At 54.7% G+C, this 19,503-nt stretch carries 23 protein-coding genes and 1 tRNA gene; 11 read left to right on the top strand and 13 right to left on the bottom strand.

The window, feature by feature from the left end; translation table 11 throughout:
• Positions 1-18: 18 nt before the first annotated feature.
• The 6 genes from AC6CHM_RS12360 to AC6CHM_RS12335 form a co-directional block, all read right to left on the bottom strand.
• Entirely contained in the window at positions 19-411 is a 393-nt protein-coding gene (locus tag AC6CHM_RS12360; RefSeq protein ID WP_115055547.1) for a GFA family protein, read from the bottom strand.
• A 208-nt stretch (positions 412-619) separates the two neighbouring features.
• Complete coding sequence (arr, locus tag AC6CHM_RS12355; RefSeq protein ID WP_115055545.1) at positions 620-1,042, bottom strand: NAD(+)--rifampin ADP-ribosyltransferase; 423 nt, start codon at positions 1,040-1,042, stop codon at positions 620-622.
• Positions 1,043-1,219: 177 nt separating this feature from the next.
• Positions 1,220-1,296: transfer RNA gene (locus AC6CHM_RS12350), tRNA-Arg, on the bottom strand.
• 96 nt (positions 1,297-1,392) lie between these two features.
• On the bottom strand, positions 1,393-2,346 hold the full coding sequence (locus AC6CHM_RS12345) for an acetyl-CoA carboxylase carboxyltransferase subunit alpha (RefSeq protein WP_115055591.1): 954 nt from the start codon (positions 2,344-2,346) through the stop codon (positions 1,393-1,395).
• Between the two features lie 138 nt (positions 2,347-2,484).
• On the bottom strand, positions 2,485-3,411 hold the full coding sequence (locus tag AC6CHM_RS12340) for a site-specific tyrosine recombinase XerD (protein ID WP_440810866.1): 927 nt from the start codon (positions 3,409-3,411) through the stop codon (positions 2,485-2,487).
• A gap of 5 nt (positions 3,412-3,416) precedes the next feature.
• A complete protein-coding gene (locus tag AC6CHM_RS12335; protein WP_115055589.1) occupies positions 3,417-3,578 on the bottom strand; it encodes a histidine kinase in 162 nt (53 codons plus the stop codon).
• Between the two features lie 270 nt (positions 3,579-3,848).
• On the opposite strand from AC6CHM_RS12335, the gene AC6CHM_RS12330 reads away from it, so the two are divergent.
• From AC6CHM_RS12330 to AC6CHM_RS12315, 4 genes are read left to right on the top strand one after another with little or no spacing between them, the layout of a single operon-like run.
• Positions 3,849-4,487, top strand: a complete 639-nt coding sequence (locus AC6CHM_RS12330) for a shikimate kinase (RefSeq protein ID WP_498173670.1) — start codon at positions 3,849-3,851, stop codon at positions 4,485-4,487.
• Positions 4,484-5,611 carry a 3-dehydroquinate synthase gene (gene aroB / locus AC6CHM_RS12325; protein WP_354347297.1) on the top strand — a complete coding sequence of 376 codons (1,128 nt, stop codon included), beginning with the start codon at positions 4,484-4,486 and terminating at the stop codon, positions 5,609-5,611. Before AC6CHM_RS12330 ends, aroB begins: the two co-directional genes overlap by 4 nt.
• Positions 5,608-6,897, top strand: coding sequence for an HlyC/CorC family transporter (locus tag AC6CHM_RS12320; protein ID WP_115055537.1), 1,290 nt, complete (start codon positions 5,608-5,610; stop codon positions 6,895-6,897). The genes aroB and AC6CHM_RS12320 overlap by 4 nt, the downstream gene beginning before the upstream one ends.
• A 37-nt stretch (positions 6,898-6,934) precedes the next feature.
• Positions 6,935-7,450 carry a TerB family tellurite resistance protein gene (locus tag AC6CHM_RS12315; RefSeq protein ID WP_115055535.1) on the top strand — a complete coding sequence of 172 codons (516 nt, stop codon included), beginning with the start codon at positions 6,935-6,937 and terminating at the stop codon, positions 7,448-7,450.
• 104 nt (positions 7,451-7,554) lie between these two features.
• Here AC6CHM_RS12315 and AC6CHM_RS12310 read toward each other — a convergent pair whose 3' ends face one another.
• A complete protein-coding gene (locus AC6CHM_RS12310; RefSeq protein ID WP_115055533.1) occupies positions 7,555-7,857 on the bottom strand; it encodes a BolA family protein in 303 nt (100 codons plus the stop codon).
• Positions 7,858-7,992: 135 nt separating this feature from the next.
• Here AC6CHM_RS12310 and AC6CHM_RS12305 point away from each other — a divergent pair, with 135 nt between their 5' ends.
• The 4 genes from AC6CHM_RS12305 to AC6CHM_RS12290 all read left to right on the top strand — a co-directional run bounded on the left by AC6CHM_RS12305 (position 7,993) and on the right by AC6CHM_RS12290 (position 12,633).
• Positions 7,993-8,646, top strand: a complete 654-nt coding sequence (locus AC6CHM_RS12305) for a J domain-containing protein (RefSeq protein ID WP_115055531.1) — start codon at positions 7,993-7,995, stop codon at positions 8,644-8,646.
• An 81-nt stretch (positions 8,647-8,727) separates the two neighbouring features.
• Positions 8,728-9,714 (top strand): cobaltochelatase subunit CobS, encoded by a 987-nt coding sequence (gene cobS, locus AC6CHM_RS12300; protein ID WP_115055529.1) that lies wholly within the window; start codon positions 8,728-8,730, stop codon positions 9,712-9,714.
• A 14-nt stretch (positions 9,715-9,728) separates the two neighbouring features.
• Complete coding sequence (cobT, locus tag AC6CHM_RS12295) at positions 9,729-11,618, top strand: cobaltochelatase subunit CobT (RefSeq protein WP_336442333.1); 1,890 nt, start codon at positions 9,729-9,731, stop codon at positions 11,616-11,618.
• 1 nt (position 11,619) lies between these two features.
• Positions 11,620-12,633: an esterase-like activity of phytase family protein gene (locus tag AC6CHM_RS12290; RefSeq protein ID WP_115055525.1), complete on the top strand. Its 1,014-nt coding sequence runs from the start codon at positions 11,620-11,622 to the stop codon at positions 12,631-12,633.
• Here the strand turns inward: AC6CHM_RS12290 and AC6CHM_RS12285 are convergent.
• Both AC6CHM_RS12285 and rpmB read right to left on the bottom strand, forming a co-directional pair.
• Complete coding sequence (locus AC6CHM_RS12285; RefSeq protein ID WP_336442335.1) at positions 12,606-13,256, bottom strand: queuosine precursor transporter; 651 nt, start codon at positions 13,254-13,256, stop codon at positions 12,606-12,608. The two genes, AC6CHM_RS12290 and AC6CHM_RS12285, sit on opposite strands and share 28 nt — an antisense overlap.
• An 82-nt stretch (positions 13,257-13,338) precedes the next feature.
• A complete protein-coding gene (rpmB, locus tag AC6CHM_RS12280; RefSeq protein WP_008127961.1) occupies positions 13,339-13,641 on the bottom strand; it encodes a 50S ribosomal protein L28 in 303 nt (100 codons plus the stop codon).
• A gap of 256 nt (positions 13,642-13,897) precedes the next feature.
• Between rpmB and AC6CHM_RS12275 the strand changes: the two genes are divergently transcribed.
• Both AC6CHM_RS12275 and yddG read left to right on the top strand, forming a co-directional pair.
• On the top strand, positions 13,898-14,719 hold the full coding sequence (locus AC6CHM_RS12275; protein ID WP_498173356.1) for a DUF3108 domain-containing protein: 822 nt from the start codon (positions 13,898-13,900) through the stop codon (positions 14,717-14,719).
• Positions 14,720-14,753: 34 nt separating this feature from the next.
• Positions 14,754-15,647: an aromatic amino acid exporter YddG gene (yddG, locus tag AC6CHM_RS12270; protein ID WP_498173354.1), complete on the top strand. Its 894-nt coding sequence runs from the start codon at positions 14,754-14,756 to the stop codon at positions 15,645-15,647.
• Here yddG and AC6CHM_RS12265 read toward each other — a convergent pair.
• Complete coding sequence (locus tag AC6CHM_RS12265) at positions 15,611-16,045, bottom strand: cupin domain-containing protein (protein ID WP_115055517.1); 435 nt, start codon at positions 16,043-16,045, stop codon at positions 15,611-15,613. The genes yddG and AC6CHM_RS12265 overlap by 37 nt on opposite strands.
• Complete coding sequence (gene gloB / locus AC6CHM_RS12260) at positions 16,045-16,815, bottom strand: hydroxyacylglutathione hydrolase (RefSeq protein ID WP_498173352.1); 771 nt, start codon at positions 16,813-16,815, stop codon at positions 16,045-16,047. The genes AC6CHM_RS12265 and gloB overlap by 1 nt, the downstream gene beginning before the upstream one ends.
• A 111-nt stretch (positions 16,816-16,926) precedes the next feature.
• On the opposite strand from gloB, the gene AC6CHM_RS12255 reads away from it, so the two are divergent.
• Positions 16,927-17,679: a class I SAM-dependent methyltransferase gene (locus AC6CHM_RS12255; RefSeq protein ID WP_498173350.1), complete on the top strand. Its 753-nt coding sequence runs from the start codon at positions 16,927-16,929 to the stop codon at positions 17,677-17,679.
• On the opposite strand, the gene metW is transcribed toward AC6CHM_RS12255, so the two are convergent.
• Both metW and metX read right to left on the bottom strand, forming a co-directional pair.
• Positions 17,676-18,290, bottom strand: coding sequence for a methionine biosynthesis protein MetW (gene metW, locus AC6CHM_RS12250; protein WP_115055513.1), 615 nt, complete (start codon positions 18,288-18,290; stop codon positions 17,676-17,678). The two genes, AC6CHM_RS12255 and metW, sit on opposite strands and share 4 nt — an antisense overlap.
• Positions 18,287-19,474 (bottom strand): homoserine O-acetyltransferase MetX, encoded by a 1,188-nt coding sequence (metX, locus tag AC6CHM_RS12245; RefSeq protein ID WP_498173348.1) that lies wholly within the window; start codon positions 19,472-19,474, stop codon positions 18,287-18,289. Before metX ends, metW begins: the two co-directional genes overlap by 4 nt.
• Positions 19,475-19,503: the final 29 nt, after the last annotated feature.

Here is a 19,503-nt window from a genome sequence, read left to right as displayed (position 1 = left end):
GTGTACTGGACGAGGCGATTAATCCTCAAAGCGGGTCGTGGCGTCGCGATCATGCTCGTATTTATGCTTGGTCGGGAAGGTCGGTAACCAGGATTCGCGGCGGATGACCCAGCTTTCATAAGTCGGTGTCAGCTGGTCAATATCGTCCAGCGAGCCAATGTTCACTTCGATTTCGTCGTCGGTGCGGGCAAAAACCGACGATCCGCAACGGGGGCAGAAATGACGCCCAGCATAGTCGCCCGTTTCTCCCTCGATGGACACAGCAGCTTCAGGAAATATTGCTGAAGCGTGAAAAAGAGCGCCATGATGTTTGCGGCAGTCGAAACAGTGACAAATGCCGACCCGATAAGGCCGTCCCGTTGCAACGATTCGGACATCTCCGCAGCTGCACCCGCCCGTGAACCGGTCCATCTTGCGCCTCCTCAATAATCACGTGAGTTGGAATATTTACAATGAACAAGACAGCCATTGCAAATAGATGACTGAGGTGCTGTTCATGCTTGATAATGGAATGTCGATTGCCAAGGTATTTATCCTTGAACGGCTGCGATTGGTGGAAAGCTGATCATTCCCTTTAGCGATTCGCTCGCGTAATGAGCACACGGCGCGCCGCGCCGCATCAGTTGATGATTTCGCCTCGTTCGTGCGAAGGCAACGCGATCAGACGTTCTCTCCATAGCTGTAGTGCTTCGGGGGTCAATCTGGTCCAATCCGTGATTTCCCCAATGATCTTGAGCGGTGCGCTGCTGCGATACGACCGCGTTGGATTGCCAGGAAACTTCTTGTCGGTCACGTTCGGGTCGTTCTCGAATGCCCCTGTGGGCTCTACGATGTAAACACGCGGGGCTGCGCCGCCTTTGGTGAGTTCAGCCGCAATTTCAGCGGCAAGCCCGGCACCATCCACAAGAGAAGTGAAGTAGATATGGTTCATCACCACTTCAGGACGATAGTTCGACCTGTATCCTGCGGTGAGGAAATCACCCACGCGCAAATCCGCGATTGTGCCATGAAAGAAGGGGCCTTTATCCAGCGCTTCGGTCATCTTGATCGTCCTGTCCTGTAGGTCTGCTTGTCGTCAGTGAGCTGAGCGGTGCCAACGGAGATAAGGTCGAAAGAGGCTATTTCCACCCGTTGCAAGCTCAAATAGTCGAGACGCAAACGTTGATCTGCCCTGTCGCAGTTTTCGAAAAATTATTACACTTGGGTGTGTGGGAAAAAATGGCGCGCCCGAAAGGATTCGAACCTCTGACCCCCAGATTCGTAGTCTGGTGCTCTATCCAGCTGAGCTACGGGCGCGTGCCACAAATGCGCGTTCGTCTGCGCAGGCCGGTTCCTAATTGGTTGGCTGCGTAAATGCAAGCCGGTTTCCAAAAAAACCGCAACTATTTATTCCTAAAGATTGCGGCCGATGGCCAGATACTTCTCGCGGCGGTCCTGACGCAAAGCATCGCGATCCATATTGCTCATGGATTTCAGCGCGACATTGATGATGTTTCCAGTCGCTTCTATTGCTGCATCCCGGCCGCGATGAGCGCCGCCGAGAGGCTCCGGAATAATGCCGTCAATGATCTTCAATTCGTAAAGATCCTGCGCGGTGATGCGCATTGATGTGGCCGCATCCTTGGCTCTGGTCGAATCATGCCAGAGAATAGACGCGGCACCTTCGGGCGAAATAACCGAATAGATGGAATGTTCGAGCATGTAGACGCGGTTGGCCGTGGCAATCGCGATAGCGCCGCCGGAGCCGCCTTCACCGATGATGACGGAAACGATTGGCACCTTCACATTGAGGCAGGCGGCAGTTGAGCGGGCAATGGCCTCGGCCTGGCCACGTTCCTCGGCGGCGATGCCTGGAAATGCGCCCGCCGTATCAACAAGCGTCAGCACGGGCAGGTTGAACCGGTCTGCAAGTTCCATGATGCGCACGGCCTTGCGATAGCCTTCGGGCATGGCCATGCCAAAATTGTGCTTGAGGCGCGTTTTGGTATCGCTGCCTTTTTCCTGTCCAATGACTGCAACGGCCTGACCATTAAAGCGGGCAAGACCAGCCTGAACCGCATCATCATCGGCATAGTTGCGATCACCTGCCAGCGGTGTGAAATCGGTAAAGAGCCTCGCAATATAATCCACGCAATGGGGCCGGTCCGGATGACGTGCGATCTGCGCCTTCTGCCAAGGCGTCAATTTGCGATAAAGATCGCGCAATGCATCGCCGGAGCGTCTTTCAAGCCGCGCGATCTCGTCATTGGTGTCGAGCGCGCCGCCTTCTTCTGCAAGCTTTTTCAGCTCAAGAATCTTGCCATCGAGATCGGCAACCGGCTTTTCAAAATCAAGATAGTTGTACATGGACTGAATATCTGCCTGCAAAAAGGTGGATTTTTCAAAGCCTAACTGGCTGTTGCGAGCGCGCATGTCAAGGAACCATGCCTCAGATGAGGCATAAGCCACGCAACTTATACGGTGAATTCCGGCAAAGGTGTGGTGTTAATCGGCCAATGGATGGTGCTTGGTGACAAGCTGGTGCAGCCGCTCTTCCATGACATGCGTATAAATCTGCGTGGTAGAAATATCCGAATGGCCAAGCAATTGCTGTACCGCGCGTAGATCAGCACCGTTCTGCAGCAAGTGACTGGCGAATGCGTGACGCAGGACATGGGGTGAAATCGCGGAGGTCTTCAGGCCAGCGCGAGCTGCAAGCCCTTTGAGGTCGCGTCCGAAGACCTGACGCGCCAGAAAGCCGCTTTCCGAGACTGCCGGGAAGAGCCACGGACTGTCGCAAAGGCCGGGCAGGGCGTCGCGCAGTTCAAGATATTTCATCATGGCGATGCGGGCTTTGCCGGAAAGCGGGACCATACGGTCCTTTGATCCCTTACCCCGCACCATCAAAAAGCGATTGTCGGAGCGCGCAACAGTGACAGGCAGGCCGACAAGTTCAGAAACGCGCAAGCCGGTTGCATAAAGTATTTCAAGCAGCGCATGGAGGCGCAAAGCCTGGAAATGTACCGTGTTTGAAGCCTTTGCATCGAGCGTTTCCACTTCCGCCCGGGCAAGCAGCTTTTCCACATCGGCTTCGCTCATGATTTTCGGCAGGGAACGATCCTTCTTCGGGGCGTCAAATGTGCTGGTGGGATCGTCCGCACGAATGTTCTCCATGTAAAGAAACCGGAAGAATTGACGAAGCGCCGAAAGCCTGCGGGCCTGCGAGGTGGCGGCAAAGCCGCGATTGGCAATATCGTCAAGATAGGTGCGAATGGTGACCGGCTCCGCCAGGGGCAGCTGTGTGCCGGTGCCAGCGCTGAAGGATGCGGCATCCTCAAGGTCTCGCCTGTAGGAGTCGAGCGTGTTCTGCGCAGCTCCTCTTTCGGCGCTCATCATTTCAAGAAAATTCTCGATGGCTGCTGAAGCGCGCATGATTTTTACTTTGGTTGCTGGGGTTTCGGATTGAGCTTTTCGCTCGGCACGCGAATGGTCATCTCGGTCTGGGTGGGGTGAACAAAGGTCACAAGCGCGACCATCCCGGCATAGACAAGCCCCGCAAGGATGGCGAGGACAATTATAAGTCGCGTGAGTGTCGGCATTTTCTCTATCGAACAGGCTGCATTGGTCGGTTCCATAATCTTGGACGCAAACTCTTAATAATTTGGTGAATGGCTGAGTTGCTGCACTGACGTTCTGCGTGGTTCGACAAGCTCACCATGAGGCGAGATTGCGATTTGCAACCAAAATGATCGCCACAGGCGAGTGTAGGCCTGTCGAGGCCACGCACGCTATTGATGTAAAATGAAACATCGATGGTCCTTAAAGCCATAGTCTGCTTGACTGGACCAAGGTTTTACTGTCGAAACGCAATCATGAATACGACGGAAGAAACACCTCTGCCAGATGAAACATCTGAGCTGGCAAAATCCATCCGCGAGCGGCTTGGCGCGCGTTCAATCGTGCTTGTCGGCCTCATGGGTGCAGGTAAGTCGACAGTGGGAAAGAAACTGGCCTCGCTGGTGGAACTGCCCTTTTTCGACGCGGATCACGAGATTGAAAAGGTCTCGACAATGTCGATCCCCGAGCTTTTCGAAGCCTATGGCGAGGCCGAATTTCGCGATCTTGAACGGCGGGTCATTGCACGCATGCTGGAAGAGGGGCCGATTGTCCTGGCAACAGGAGGCGGTGCCTATATGAACGAGCAGACGCGAAGCGCCATAGCATCCACCGGTATCTCCGTATGGCTTAAAGCAGAGCTTGATGTCTTGATGTCGCGTGTCGTGCGCAAGCAGAACCGTCCATTGCTGAAGAACAGCGATCCGCGCGGTGTGATGGAGCGGCTGATGGGCGAGCGCTATCCAATCTATGCATTTGCCGATCTCACGATCAATTCGCGCGAAGAAAAGAAAGAAATTATCGCTTTCGAAGCGATGCAGGCCATTGCAGGGCATCTGGGCGGGCAAGCCCTTTCCAACGAGACAAAAACGGATGAGGAGGCCGGGTCATGACGGATCAAGCGACAAGCACAATCGTTCCCGTCAAGCTCGGCGATCGCTCCTATGACATATTGATTGGTGGCGGTTTGATTGAGCGTGCAGGACAAGAGATCGTCTCACGGGCAGGCAAGACAATGCGGGCGGCCATCATCAGCGACGAGACAGTCGCCGGGCTGCATCTGGAGCGGTTGCAAGCCGGGCTCACTGCCGCAGGAATAGAATCGACGCCGGTGGTGGTTGCCCCGGGCGAGCAATCAAAATGTTTTGCGACGCTGGAGACTGTTACCAACGCCATTCTAGCGGCGCGGCTCGAACGCGGCGATATTGTCATTGCTTTCGGTGGCGGTGTCATTGGTGACCTTGCCGGTTTTGCGGCTGGCATTGCGCGGCGCGGCATGGGTTTTGTGCAGATACCAACCTCATTGCTGGCGCAGGTGGATAGTTCCGTGGGCGGCAAGACCGGAATTAACACGGCGCATGGCAAGAACCTTGTCGGCGTGTTCTATCAACCCCAGCTGGTTCTGGCCGACACGGATGTGCTCAACACGCTCTCTCTACGTGAATTTCGTGCAGGTTATGCGGAAGTTGCCAAATATGGTCTGATCGACCGTCCGGATTTTTTCGCTTGGCTGGAGGCCAACTGGCGCGGGATTTTCGATGGAGGGCCGGAACGGACCCAGGCGATTGCCATAGCGTGCCAGTCAAAAGCCGATGTCGTTGAACGCGACGAGTTCGAGATGGGAGACAGGGCGCTGCTCAATCTTGGCCACACATTCGGCCATGCGCTGGAGACAGCAACCAAATATGATTCCTCACGCCTTGTTCATGGTGAGGGCGTTTCCATCGGAATGGTTCTGGCGCATCAGTTTTCGGCCAAAATGAATCTGGCCAGCCCGGATGATGCTTTGCGGGTGGAAAAGCATCTGCGCGATGTCGGCCTGCCGGTATCTATCAACGAGATACAAGGCCAGCTTCCGCCAGCGGAAAAATTGATGGAATATATTGCGCAGGATAAAAAGGTGACGCGTGGTACGCTGACCTTTATTCTCACGCGCGGTATCGGTCAGTCATTCATCGCCAAAGATGTTCCACCATCGGCGGTCTTGAGCTTCCTGAAGGAGAAACATCCAGCATGACCTTGGAACTCTGGATTTTCTGCGGGGTTATTTTGGGTTTGATCCTGATGTCCGCTCTCTTTTCAGGGTCCGAAACGGCATTGACTGCGGTGTCGCGGGCACGCATGCATCGGCTGGCGAACCGCGGTGACGGGCGTGCAAGCATTGTCGAAAATCTCATCGAGAAACGCGACAGGCTGATCGGCGTCATGCTGATCGGCAATAATCTCATCAATATTCTCGCATCGTCGCTGATGACCAGCATGTTGCTTGATATTTTCGGGCAGGCTGGTGTGGCCTATGCGACAGCCATCATGACCGTCCTTCTGGTGATCTTTGCGGAAGTTCTGCCAAAATCCTGGGCAATATCGAGTCCCGAACGCAATTCGCTTTCGCTGGTGCGGTTTGCGCAGCTTGCAGTCTGGATATTCGGTCCTCTTTCCGATCTGGTGAACTGGATCGTGCGCAATATACTTGCGATTTTCGGGATCAATCTTGCTGCGGGAATTTCAATGTTTTCGGCGCAGGAAGAGCTGCGCGGTGCGGTCGACCTGCTCCACAAGGAAGGTTCCGTGGTGAAGGGCGACAGGGACCAGATTGGTGGCTTGCTCGATCTGCGCGAGCTTGAAGTCTACGACGTCATGATCCACCGCACCGATATGGATTCGGTCAATGCCGATGATCCAATCGAGACGATCATCACCGAAATCCTTGCCAGCCATCATACGCGTATTCCTGTGTGGAGAGGCACGAACGATAATTTCGTCGGGGTTGTCCACGCCAAAGACCTTGTACGGGCGATCAGGGATGCCAATCGCGACTTCTCGAAGATCAATATTATGAAGGTTGCGACAAAGCCCTGGTTCGTGCCGGATACGACCACGCTCCAGGACCAGCTCAATGCGTTTTTGCGGCGCAAGGCACATATTGCCATTGTCGTCGATGAGTATGGCGACGTGCAGGGGCTGATCACGCTGGAAGATATTCTTGAGGAGATCGTTGGCGATATTGCCGACGAGCATGACATTGACGTGCAGGGTGTTCGCCCGCAGCCGGATGGCTCAATCCTTGTCGACGGGTCCGTGCCGATACGCGACCTTAACCGCGCGCTCGACTGGAATCTGCCCGATACGGAGGCGACAACCATTGCAGGGTTTGTGATCCATCAGACGCAGAGCATTCCAAAGGAAAAACAGGCTTATACGTTCCATGGCAAGCGGTTTACGATCATCAAGCGGGAAAAAAATAGAATAACGCGACTGCGCATCCGGCCGATTGAAGGTGAGGACAATCCGAAGGCGCGGTAGTTCACGAGGCATTCAGGTTCATATAACTGGGATTAAAATGCATATTCTCATTGCGATTATCGGTTTGGCGGCTGTTGTTTTATTCTGGACGCTGCGAGCCCATTCGACTGTCAAGGCAGTACGCGATCTTGATCGCGACACGAAAGGCCTGCAACGGAAGGCAAAGTTCAGTTTTCAGAATCTGATCGGCTCACCCTACAGCCGTATAAAAGACCCGCGTCTGGCCGCTGCGATCTTGATGATTCAGCTTGTGCGGACGGGCGCCCCGGTGACCGCAGACGAAAAGATGAAGATTCTGGAACTGATTAGCGAAACGCTTCAGATCGAAGATCCAGACGCATTGTTTCGAAAGGCCTGGACTTATACCAAGCAGCGGGGATTTTTTTCGCCCATGGCTGATGAAATGGCACCCATGCTGCGCGAACGCCTGACGAGAAGAGAACGGCTGCAATTGATCGACATGCTGCAACAGACCGCATCAGCCTACGGTGAGCCGAGTGAATTGCAAGTTGGAATGATTGCGCGATTGAAGCGGCAACTGGTGCAGGACTGAATATTAGTTGCATACATCCAGTGCGTGGTTCGACGCACTGGATGTATGCAGTTTCCTGTCGCAATGCTTTTCAGGAATTGCCAGTCACACTTTAGTTGAGCTTTTTACCGCCGTGTTGCTTCGCCGGGCGCTGCTGGTTCAAGCGCCAAGGCATGGACGCTTCCCTTCAATTCTGCTTCGAGAACTTCATTGATTGCGCGGTGGCGTTCGACACGCGACATGCCGGAAAAAGCCTCCGCGACAATCCGCACGCGAAAATGCGTTTCGCCTGAACCGTCAAATGTGCCATGATGCTCGCTGTCAGAATGATGGTGGCCTGCGTGAAGGTGGCTTTCATTGATGACAGCCAATGAAACGGGATGGAAAGCCTGTGTCAGTTTGTTTTCGATCGCGGACTGAGTGGACATTTCATTCTCCTGCGCCCATATGGTAGTTTCATTTGGCAAATCCGAACATGTTCATAAATTTACCGCCATTTCAGGCGTTAGGTCATAAATCATGTCCGAATGTCAATTCACGCCAAGCCAAGATAAACGTATTCGATGACGACAAGTTCTAAATATTTCGACAGCATCCGTATCCGCCCGAAAAAGGCGGAAGAGGAGAAATCGCGCACGCCCATATGCCAGTGGGACGGCTGCGAGAAACCTGGTCCGCACCGCGCTCCCGTGGGCCGCGAAAAGGAAGGCGAGTTCTTCCATTTCTGCATCGACCATGTGCGCGAGTATAATAAGGGCTATAATTATTTCTCCGGCCTGTCTGATGCAGAGGTTGCGCGCTACCAGAAGGAAGCGCTGACGGGCGATCGCCCGACATGGACTGTTGCAGGATTGCCGGGCAGCGGGGCAGGGCCAAGCGCCAGCACCCGTGCGCAGGCCAGTGCAAGCGCCAAGACATCGCCGGATTTTTCCAAATTGCGATCGGGGCGTGCTGCCTACCAAAACAGGTTCCGGGATCCCAATAGTGTTTTCAATAATGCACGTGTCCATGTGCGCAAATTGAAGCCGCTGGAGTCAAAAGCGCTGGATACGCTTGGACTAGGTGCAAAAGCCACTGGCGAAGATATAAAGTCGCGCTATAAAGAACTGGTGAAGCGCCACCACCCCGATGCAAACGGCGGTGATCGGGCTTCCGAGGATCGTTTCCGTGACGTAATCCAGGCCTATCAATTGCTCAAGACGGCTGGTTTCTGCTAACCACCATGGGCTGAATTCAGAATCTCGTTGCGGGGTTCGCTATTTTTATGCGTCTGCGCATGCAGTCGCGCTGGAGGCATGATGAATAAGGTTGATCGCGATATTGCGAATTTGCCGGATACAACGGTTTCTGTAGAAAAGCTTTTCGGATTCCAATCCGACATGATGGTCCCGGCCTATAAGGCCGGGGATGCCTATGTTCCGGAAATCGACACGGACTATTTGTTCGACAAGGCAACGACGCTGGCTATTCTGGCAGGTTTTGCCTTCAACCGGCGCGTTATGGTTTCCGGCTATCACGGAACGGGTAAATCCACGCATATTGAACAGGTTGCTGCGCGCCTCAACTGGCCCTGCGTTCGCGTCAATCTCGACAGTCACGTCAGCCGTATCGATCTGGTCGGCAAGGATGCAATTGTGGTGAAAGAGGGCATGCAGGTTACGGAATTCCGCGACGGCATTCTGCCTTGGGCCTACCAGCACAATGTTGCTCTGGTTTTTGACGAATATGATGCCGGTCGTCCGGATGTTATGTTCGTTATCCAGCGCGTGCTGGAATCATCCGGCCGCTTGACGCTTCTGGATCAAAGCCGCGTTATCCGTCCGCACCCTGCCTTCCGCCTGTTCGCTACGGCCAATACGGTCGGTCTCGGCGATACGACCGGTCTTTACCACGGCACGCAGCAGATCAATCAGGCGCAGATGGATCGCTGGTCGATCGTGACGACGCTCAACTATCTGCCGCATGACAATGAGGTGGCAATCGTTGCTGCCAAGGCCAAGCATTATCAGAACAAGGAAGGCATGGAGATCGTCTCCAAGATGGTCCGCGTTGCCGATATGACCCGTGCAGCATTCATCAATGGCGATCTTTCGACAGTGATGAGTCCGCGTACGGTGATCACCTGGGCTGAAAATGCCGATATTTTCAAGGATGTCGGTTTTGCATTCCGCCTGACCTTCCTGAACAAGTGCGATGAATTGGAGCGTCCAATCGTTGCCGAGTTCTATCAGCGTGCCTTTGGCAAGGAACTGCCTGAATCCACAGCCAATGTGGTTATGAGCTAAGAGCACAGCAGAAGATGGCAGGTCCGGGAGACAATTCACGTGCGGTACCGAAAGGTCCGGTTGATAGCGAGCCCTTCAAGCGCGCTGTCACGGCCTGTATGCGTGCAATTGCCGGCGATCATGAGCTGGAAGTCGGCTTCGGCAATGACAAGCCTGCGCTGACCGGCCACCGGGCACGGCTTCCTGATCTGCCCAAACGTCCGAGTGCCAATGACATAGCGGTCACGCGCGGCATTGGCGATTCGATGGCATTGCGTCAGGCATGCCATAATGATCGCATTCACGCGACACTTGCGCCGGAAGGCAAGCAGGCGAGGGCAATCTTCGACGCGGTCGAACAGGCTCGCGTCGAAGCTATCGGCTCTTTGCGCATGGAAGGCGTGGCGGACAATCTGAACTCCATGCTGGCGGACAAATATGCCCGCGCCAATTTTCCTGCGATCACGGACAAGGCAGAAGCTCCGCTTGAAGAAGCTGTCGCCTTGCTGGTGCGTGAAAAGCTGACGGGGCGCAAGGCACCGGAATCAGCGGGAAATGTGCTCGACCTGTGGCGCGACTGGATCGAAGAGAAAGCAGCGACCGATCTTGATCATCTGTCTGACAAGATAAACGACCAGAACGCATTTGCGCGCGTTGTGCGCGAGATGCTCGCTTCGATGGAAATGGCGGAAGAACTGGCGCAGGAAAGCCAGGACGATGACAGCCAGAGCAACGAAGAAGACCAGCCCGAGCCTGAAGAAAACAATGAGGGCGGCTCCGACGAGGACGAAGGCAGCGATTCATCCGAAAATGATGATTCCGAGACATCCAGCGACGATAGTCAGGCGGGCGAGACCGAGGCTGCGGACGCTTCATCCGACGATATGGATGAAGATTCGGACGCTGATGCGGAGATTCCGGGCGAAGCAAGGCGCCCTAACCAGCCTTTCTCCAATCTTGGGGCTGAAAGCGGGTATAAGGTCTATACGCAGGAATTTGACGAGACGACCGACGCGGAAGAGCTTTGTGACGAAGCTGAACTGGAGCGTCTGCGTGCATTCCTCGACAAGCAGCTTGCCAATCTATCCGGCGTTGTCGGGCGTCTGGCCAATAGGCTTCAGCGCCGCCTGATGGCGCAGCAGAACCGTTCCTGGGACTTCGATCTGGAAGAGGGGTATCTCGACAGCGCCCGCCTTGTGCGCGTCGTTATCGATCCCACTCAGCCCCTCTCCTACAAGATGGAGCGCGACACGGATTTCCGCGACACCGTGGTTACGTTGCTGATCGATAATTCCGGCTCCATGCGTGGTCGGCCTATTACTGTTGCTGCGACCTGTGCCGATATTTTGGCACGTACGCTGGAGCGTTGCGGCGTGAAGGTTGAAATCCTCGGCTTTACGACAAAGGCGTGGAAGGGCGGGCAGGCCCGTGAGGCTTGGCTGGAGCGGGGCAAACAGGCCAATCCAGGCCGGCTGAATGATCTGCGCCATATCGTCTACAAGCGCGCTGACGCCCCATGGCGGCGCTCACGGCGCAATCTCGGCCTGATGATGCGCGAGGGGCTGCTGAAGGAAAATATCGATGGTGAGGCGCTGATCTGGGCGCATCAACGTCTGCTGGCGCGTCCTGAACAGCGCCGTATTCTGATGATGATTTCCGATGGTGCTCCCGTTGATGACAGCACCTTATCGGTCAATCCGGGCAATTATCTTGAGCGGCATTTGCGTGCGGTGATTGAAGAGATTGAAACCAAATCGCCAGTCGAGCTTATTGCCATCGGTATTGGTCATGATGTGACGCGCTATTACCGCCGTGCAGTGACGATTGTCGATGCAGAAGAGCTGGCGGGTGCGATGACCGAACAACTCGCTTCCCTGTTTGAAGAGCAAGGACGCGCGGCAGCCAAAAAAGCTGGACGCCGATAAGATGAAATCAGCTGCGCTACGTTGCTGGCGCGTCTGGTTGATCATGATCTTTGCTGCGGCGGCTACCAACACGGCCTTGGCGCAAGAGGGCGTTTCGCCGCTACAAATCAAATCCCGTATCATCTCCAATTTCCAACTGGGTTCGGCTGAAACCCGCTTCGGACCGCTCGAATTTATCGGTGGTTTGGATATGTCATCGACAAATGCCCGCTTTGGCAGCATGTCCGCATTTCATTTCCTTGATGCCGGACATCGCTTTCTTGGTGTTACCGATACCGGCTCCTGGTATGCGGGCAAGATTTTGCGCGATGCCGAGGGCAGGCCGACAATGATCGACGATTATCTGCTGGCGCCAATCCTGGATGAAAACGGTTTGCCTCTCGACGGCAAACGGGATTCTGATGCAGAAGGCATGAATATCTCCGGCCAGAAGGTCACGGTTTCTTTTGAACGCAATCATCGGATCGCCGAATATGAACTTGATCTGGAAAAATTCGCCTCGCGGCCGAAGATTCTGCCGCTGCCCATTCCAAAAGAAGAGCTAAGAACCAATCGCGGCATTGAGACCATTGCCAATTCGCCTCCCGACAGTCCGTTGCGCGGCGCACGCGTGGCCGTGACTGAGATGAGCCTGAACAAGGCGGGCAATGCCTTTGCTGCTGTGCTTGAAGGGCCGCGAAAAGGAATATTCTATGTCCAGCGCAGGGATGGCTTTGATATAAGCGATGGCGACTTTCTGCCGGGTGGCGACCTTTTGCTGCTTGAGCGCAAATACAGCTTCATAACCGGCATAAGCGTACGCCTTCGGCTAATTCCGGGCGATATGATCAAGCCGGATGCGACCGTTGATGGACGGATAATTTTCAATGCCGATCTAAGCTATCAGATCGACAATATGGAGGGGCTGGATGTCTGGCAGGCCGCTGATGGCTCTACCCGCGTCTCGATGATATCGGACGATAATTTCTCAGTTGTGCAAAGAAATCTTTATCTGGAATTTCGGCTAGCCGAGTAGATGGCTGGTGCGAAGATAGCGAGGATCGCGCCGTAGGGCACCAGCATAACCACGGCCATGACGATCTTGACCAAGAGGTCACCGAAGCCCAGCGATGCCCATAGGGGAATTTCCATACCGAAGAACGGCACTGGCATTGCCAGTGACGAATCGGGCTGGCCCGTTATGGCGTCAATCCAGGCAAAGCGTGCGGCAAAAGCGATAGAAAAGAACAGCAAGGTGTCGAGCAATGACCCGAAGATTGCGGAAGCGAAGGGGGCTTTCCACCATGTCAGCTGACGCAGCTTGTTGAAGACAGTTATATCGAGAAGCTGGGCCGTGAGGAACGCCGTGCCGGATGCGATGGCGATACGGGGTGTCGCAAGCCAGATCGACAAAACAACGGCAATGGCAAAACCTGCATAGACAACGCGCCGGGCAAAGACAGGACCAAACCTGCGATTCGAAAGATCATTGACCAGAAAAGCTATCGGATAGGTGAACGCGCCATAGGTGAGAATTTCGCCCAAACCAAAATGATGGAATGGATATTGCACCAGAATATTGGACGCAGCCACGACTGCGCACATGGCCAGAACGGGCAAAACAAAATCAGACAGGGAATAAGCGCGGCTGAGCGGCATTTTTTTATCCTGGGTAATGGAACCAGCAACAATAAGGCCAGCATATGCTGGCCCCGATGATCAAGCAATGAAGAAGCGCTGATTAAGCAGCAGCAACCGGAGCTTCAAGAAGCTTCTTGGCAATCTGGCGCTTGAGAAGACGAGCGCGCTGTGACAGCTCCTTCTCGTCAGCCTTGACCAAGAACGCATCCAGACCACCGCGATGCTCAACGCTGCGAAGCGCATGGGCTGTAACGCGCAGACGATAGCTCTGACCCAAAGCTTCGGAGATCAGCGTTACCTGGCAAAGATTTGGCAAAAAGCGGCGGCGCGTACGATTGTTCGCGTGGCTCACATTGTTGCCGTACTGGACCGACTTTGCGGTCAATTCACATGTGCGGGACATTGGGTCTCACCTTTAAATTTCATTCCCGCCGATCCAAATTCTGTCTGGTGCCATCGCATGTTGCCACGCAGCGGCTCAGCTTTCGGAAAGGCGGCCTATTGGGAAGTTGCGTTTCTATAGTGATATGAGCCCTACGCGTCAAGTGTATATCTACGCTGTTTGCTCCATGCACTGTGCATTTCGTCAGGATCATGGGGTGTTTAACACAACTTTGCCTGCTTTATAAACGAGCAGTTACCATCAGGGACGGTGTTAGATGGGAATACGACAAATGAAAGCCGGGTGGCGTTCCTCCAAGCGAGCACTGGTGGCGGTCAGTCTAGCCGCATGCGCGATCATGATGGCCGGTGCCGCCAATGCTGCGCAGGCCTATAAGTCCGAATACAGGGTTTCGCTCTATGGGCTAACCATTGCGAAAGCCAATTTTTCAACGAATGTCTCCGACAGCCATGCCTATGAGGTCAGCGGCGAATTGATGAGTTCCGGGCTGGGCAGCCTCTTTGACGATACGAGCGGCACGCTTGATGCCAAGGGGCAATATGGCAAGGCCGGGCCGGTTCCAAGCTCCTATGCGGTGAAATACAAGCACGGCAAGCGCAACAAGACGACATCAATTGCGTTCACAGACGGCAATGTGACGGAGACGGTCAATGTGCCCCCAATCAAGAAGAAAGAAAACTGGGTCGAATTGAAACCCGATGATCTGAAATCTGTTGCCGATCCCATTTCCGGCGTCATGGTCGCGGCAGACAATCTCGATCAAGTCTGTTCCAGGACATTGCAAATGTATGACGGTCAGACCCGCATTGATCTCAAGCTTTCGCCGGAGGGCGGATCCAGGCCTTTCGCAACCAACGGTTTCAAGGGTGATGCTATTACCTGTACTGCCAAATTTATCCCGATTTCCGGCTATCAATCGGGCCGGAAAGCCATTGAATATCTGAAAAACTCCAGCAAGATCAGTATGACCTTTGCATCATTGGGCAAGTCCGGTATCTATTCGCCGGTGCAGGCGAAAATCGGCACACAGATCGGCACGGTGACAGTTTACGCGACCCGTTTCGAAAAGACGCAGTAAGCGGCTGAGCGCCGCCTGTTGATGTGGGGGCGGCGTGGCTACATTTGTCGGATTTCTCGCAGTTATCATGTGGGCGATGCTCGCACTGTTCACGGATGTGTCAGGCAAGGTGCCGCCATTCCAGCTGACCGCAATGACATTTGCCATCGGTGCTTGCCTTGGACTGGTCTCATGGTTGTGGCGTCCGGGCACGGCCAGACATTTGCGCCAGCCGCTTAAGGTCTGGATGCTCGGGGTTGTCGGGCTCTTTGGCTATCATTTTCTTTATTTTACCGCGCTGCGTAATGCACCGGCGATCGATGCAAGCCTCATTGCCTATCTGTGGCCTCTGTTCATCGTGGTTGGTTCGGCGCTGATGCCGGGGGAACGTCTGCGCTGGTTTCACATTGTCGGGACGCTGCTTGGCCTGTCCGGCACTGTCCTGATCATCACAAAAGGCGGCGGGCTCGGTTTCGATCCGCAATATAGTTTCGGCTATGCGATGGCGGGCCTTTGCGCGCTCACATGGGCGGCTTATTCGCTGCTCTCACGACGTTTTGCCGAGGTGCCGACCGATGCGGTAACGGGTTTTTGCATCGCAACGTCGATCCTCTCACTGATCTCTCATCTGCTTCTTGAGCAGACCATATGGCCGGAAGGGCTTGTTCAGTGGTTGGCAGTTTTGGGACTCGGGTTTTTTCCGGTCGGCGCTGCGTTCTACGTATGGGATTACGGCGTCAAGCGCGGTAATATTCAGGTGCTGGGAGCATCCAGCTATGCCGCACCTCTGCTATCGACGCTTGTATTGATCATTGCTGGTGTGACCGAGCCAACCACACGGGTATTGCTTGCATGTGCCTTGATCACTTCAGGCGCGGTGCTTGCTGCCAAGGATATGCTGCTCAAGAAAAATCAAGGCTCCCAGCCGGGTTCAGCCAATTCGAATTGAGCAAAGTTGAAGCCCGGAGCGACTGTACAGCCAACCAGCGTCCAGTCGCCAAGGCTTTTCGCCATCTGCCAGTGCCCTGCGGGAACAACCGCCTGTGGGCGTTGCCCATTGGCAAGATCCATTCCGAGTATTTGGGTGGTCACGGGTTCTTTGCCAGAGGTTATGGAAAGTTCCAGCGCCGCGCCGCCATAATAGTGCCAGACTTCCGATGCGTCCTTGACGCGGTGCCATCTGGATATTTCCCCCTTGGAAAGGAGGAAATAAATCGCGGTGGAATATCCGCGCTTGCAGACTTGCGGTTCTGCCTTGTTGTCGCGGAAGGTTTCGATATAGGCGCCCCCTTCCGGATGAGGTTCAAGCCCGAGAATGTCTTTGATCTGTTGTGCGGTAAGATCCATCAGAAATGATCCTTCCGTTTGCGTATTTCGGTAAAGACTGCCTCATCGCTGGCATTTTCCATTTTGAGGTTCTTGCGAATGACGGGATCATGCCAGCGCAGGAACGGATTGGTGGCCATTTCGCGCAATATGGTGGTTGGCAATGTAGGCTGACCTGCTGCGCGAAGCGCTGTAATTTCCCTGGCTCGCTCTTTTAACGCCGAATTATCAGGGTCGATTGACAAGGCAAAACGCGCATTGCTTTCGCTATATTCATGTCCGCAATAGACCTGCGTATCGCCGGGCAAAGCGACGAGCTTTTGCAACGATTCGAACATGGTCGCCGGCGTGCCTTCCAGCAGCCGCCCGCAACCAAGGGAAAATAATGTATCGCCGGCAAAGAGAACCTTCGCGGCAGGGATAAAGAACGAGATTTCCCCGTTTGTATGACCGGGAGTGGAAATCACCTCAATATCAAAACTGCCGAACTGGAAATGGTCGCCGTGGCTCAATGTGCGATCAATACCGGGAATATGCGATTTCTCAGCTTCCGGACCGACGATCTCAACGCCAAAGCGCTTCTTCAAAGCGAGATTTGCTTCGATATGATCATTGTGATGATGAGTGGTCAGAATATGCGTTAGTTTCCAGCCGCGGCGCTTGAGCGCATCGAGAATTGGTTGCTCTTCCGGCGCATCGATAGACGCAGTGAGATTTGTTTCCGGGTCATGGATGAGAACGCCGAAATTATCGCTTCGGGCGTTAAACTGTTCGATCTGCAAATTGGACATATAGCTTCTCTTTATTCCTGTCAGAACCAAGATAAGCCGCTGCCGTGGATGCGCAAGCCACGAGACCGGCATTTTCTTGATGTTATTGATTAGCGTGGTAGTTTGCCCACCATGCATCTCGATATCATCGATCTTCGCACTTTCTACGCATCAACCCTTGGTCATCTGGCGGAGCGTTCGATCACCATGGCGCTTGCTGCCATGTGGCCCAAGCTCCCGGGTGAGCGTCTCGTCGGGCTCGGCTATGCCGCGCCTTACCTTGATCGCTTCAGAAGCGATACGGAGCGCACCTTTGCCTTCATGCCAGCGGGGCAGGGTGCCGCAAGCTGGCCGCCACTTGAGCCTTCATCGACAGCACTGGTTTTCGAGGAAGAGCTTCCCCTGCCGGATTCCGCAGTTGACAGAATGTTGCTTATTCATGCTTTGGAACATGCGGAGGACCCACGCGAGACATTGAAGGAAATGTGGCGTGTGCTAGCTCCCAATGGCCGCCTGGTGATCGTCGTACCCAATCGGCGCGGATTATGGGCTCGCTTCGAGCATACGCCCTTCGGCAGTGGCAGGCCCTATAGCCGAGGCCAGCTCATCCGGCTTTTGCGAGAAACCAATTTTACCCCCGGCCCATGGGGCGAAGCCTTGTTCTTTCCGCCATCATCGCGCCGCGCGATGATGCGGCCCTCCGCATTGTTTGAGAGAATGGGCAGGCGGTTCTGGCCAATGTTTTCAGGCGTGCTGATCGTGGAAGCGCAAAAGCGTGTCTATCAGGGCCTGCCGGTGGCCAAGCGTTCGTCCCGGCGCGTCTTTGTGCCCGTGCTTTCACCGCAAGGCACTGCCATGCGGTGCGATGGTCCGAAAGAAGATTAACGGCGGAGCAGGAACACTGCCTGTTGGCCGAAAAGATTCCAGAAGCCCCACGGCATATTGAAGCCGAGACGCTGACCCAGAGCATTCAGCGCAACGGCTGATTCAACGTGGGCGCCGACTTCTTTTGTCATGTCGACAAAATCATTGATGGTGCAGAAGTGGATGTTTGGTGTGTCATACCAGCTATAGGGCAGCTCTTTGGTAACCGGCATGCGCCCATTAATGGCTAGCGAGGCGCGCATGCGCCAGTGGCCGAAATTGGGAAACGAGACAATTGCCTTTTCGCCGATGCGCAAAAGCTCGGTCAGAACATATTTAGGATTGCGGGTGGCCTGCAAAGTCTGGCTGAGGATCACATAATCAAACCCGCCATCCGGGTAATATTTCAGATCGCTGTCAGCGTCGCCCTGAATGACAGAAAGGCCCCGGGCAACAGATTCGTTGACGCCCTTTTGCGAAAGCTCGACGCCGCGCCCATCCACGCCCTTGGTGGTCTGCAACAGTTCCAGCAATTCACCATCGCCGCAGCCTACGTCCAGCACACGCGAACCAGGCTCGATCAGTGAAGCGATGACGGCAAAATCAACGCGGGGATGACTATTGATACTCATGATGGAAGAAGCCCCTTTGCGCGCGCTGCAGAGCGCAGGAAGCCGTTGACGGCGGAGAACATCTCCGGTTCGTCCAGCAGGAACGAATCATGGCCGCGATCCGATTCGATCTCAACGAATGAAACGGAAGCGCCCGCCGCATTCAACGCATGGGCAACCGTGCGGCTCTCGCTGGTTGGGAACAGCCAATCGCTTGTGAAGGAGACGATGCAGAAACGGGTCTTTGACCCGGCAAAGGCATCGGCAAGTCTGCCCTCATGCTCAGCGGCCAGATCGAAATAATCCATGGCACGCGTCATATAGAGGTATGAGTTGGCGTCGAAACGCTCGACAAATGTATTGCCCTGATGGCGCAGATAGCTCTCGATCTGAAAATCCGCATCAAATCCGAACGTCACATTCTGCCGGTCCTGCAGGTTACGTCCGAACTTGTTGTGCAGGGCGGTTTCCGACAGATAGGTGATGTGGGCCGCCATGCGGGCGACAGAAAGCCCCTTGCGGGGCACCGTGCCAGCTTCGAGATAACGGCCTTCTTTCCATTCTGGATCGGCCATGACGGCCTGACGCCCGACCTCGTGGAAGGCTATGTTCTGCGAAGAATGGCGCGCGCCGGTGGCAAGCGCTACGGCTGCGAAAACCTTGTCGGAATGGCTGGACGCCCATTCCAGAACCTGCATGCCGCCCATGGAACCGCCGACAACGGCAAAAAGCTGCTCAATACCGAAATGCTCGACCAGCATTGCCTGTGCACGCACCATGTCGGCAATTGTAATGATGGGAAGATCAAGCGCATAGGGCTTGCCGGTGGCCGGATTGATCGAAGCGGGACCGGTTGAGCCGAGGCAACCGCCAAGAACATTTGAACAAAGAACGAAATAACGATCTGTATCGATTGGTTTGCCGGGGCCAACGAGCAATTCCCACCAGCCCGATTTGCCGGTGACCGGATGGACATTCGCCACATGCTGATCGCCGGTAAGAGCATGGCAAATCAGGATCGCGTTGGATTTATCCTCATTGAGCGTGCCATAAGACTGGTAGGCAATGCGAAAAGGCGAAAGCGATACACCGCTGTCGAGATTCAAAGGCTTATCCGCGCCAAATTCAACCACTAGACTGTGGGGATTCGTCGCTTCCTGACTTTTCGGTGCTTTATAAGCGGTAGGTCGGGTGGCTTTGGTCATATTGGTGCTGATTGGCGTAGAGTCCTGCT

The organism is Phyllobacterium sp. GQ127 (assembly GCF_059758635.1).
The sequence above is the reverse complement of the archived record's forward strand: the minus strand, read 5'-3'. Positions and strand labels throughout refer to the sequence as shown.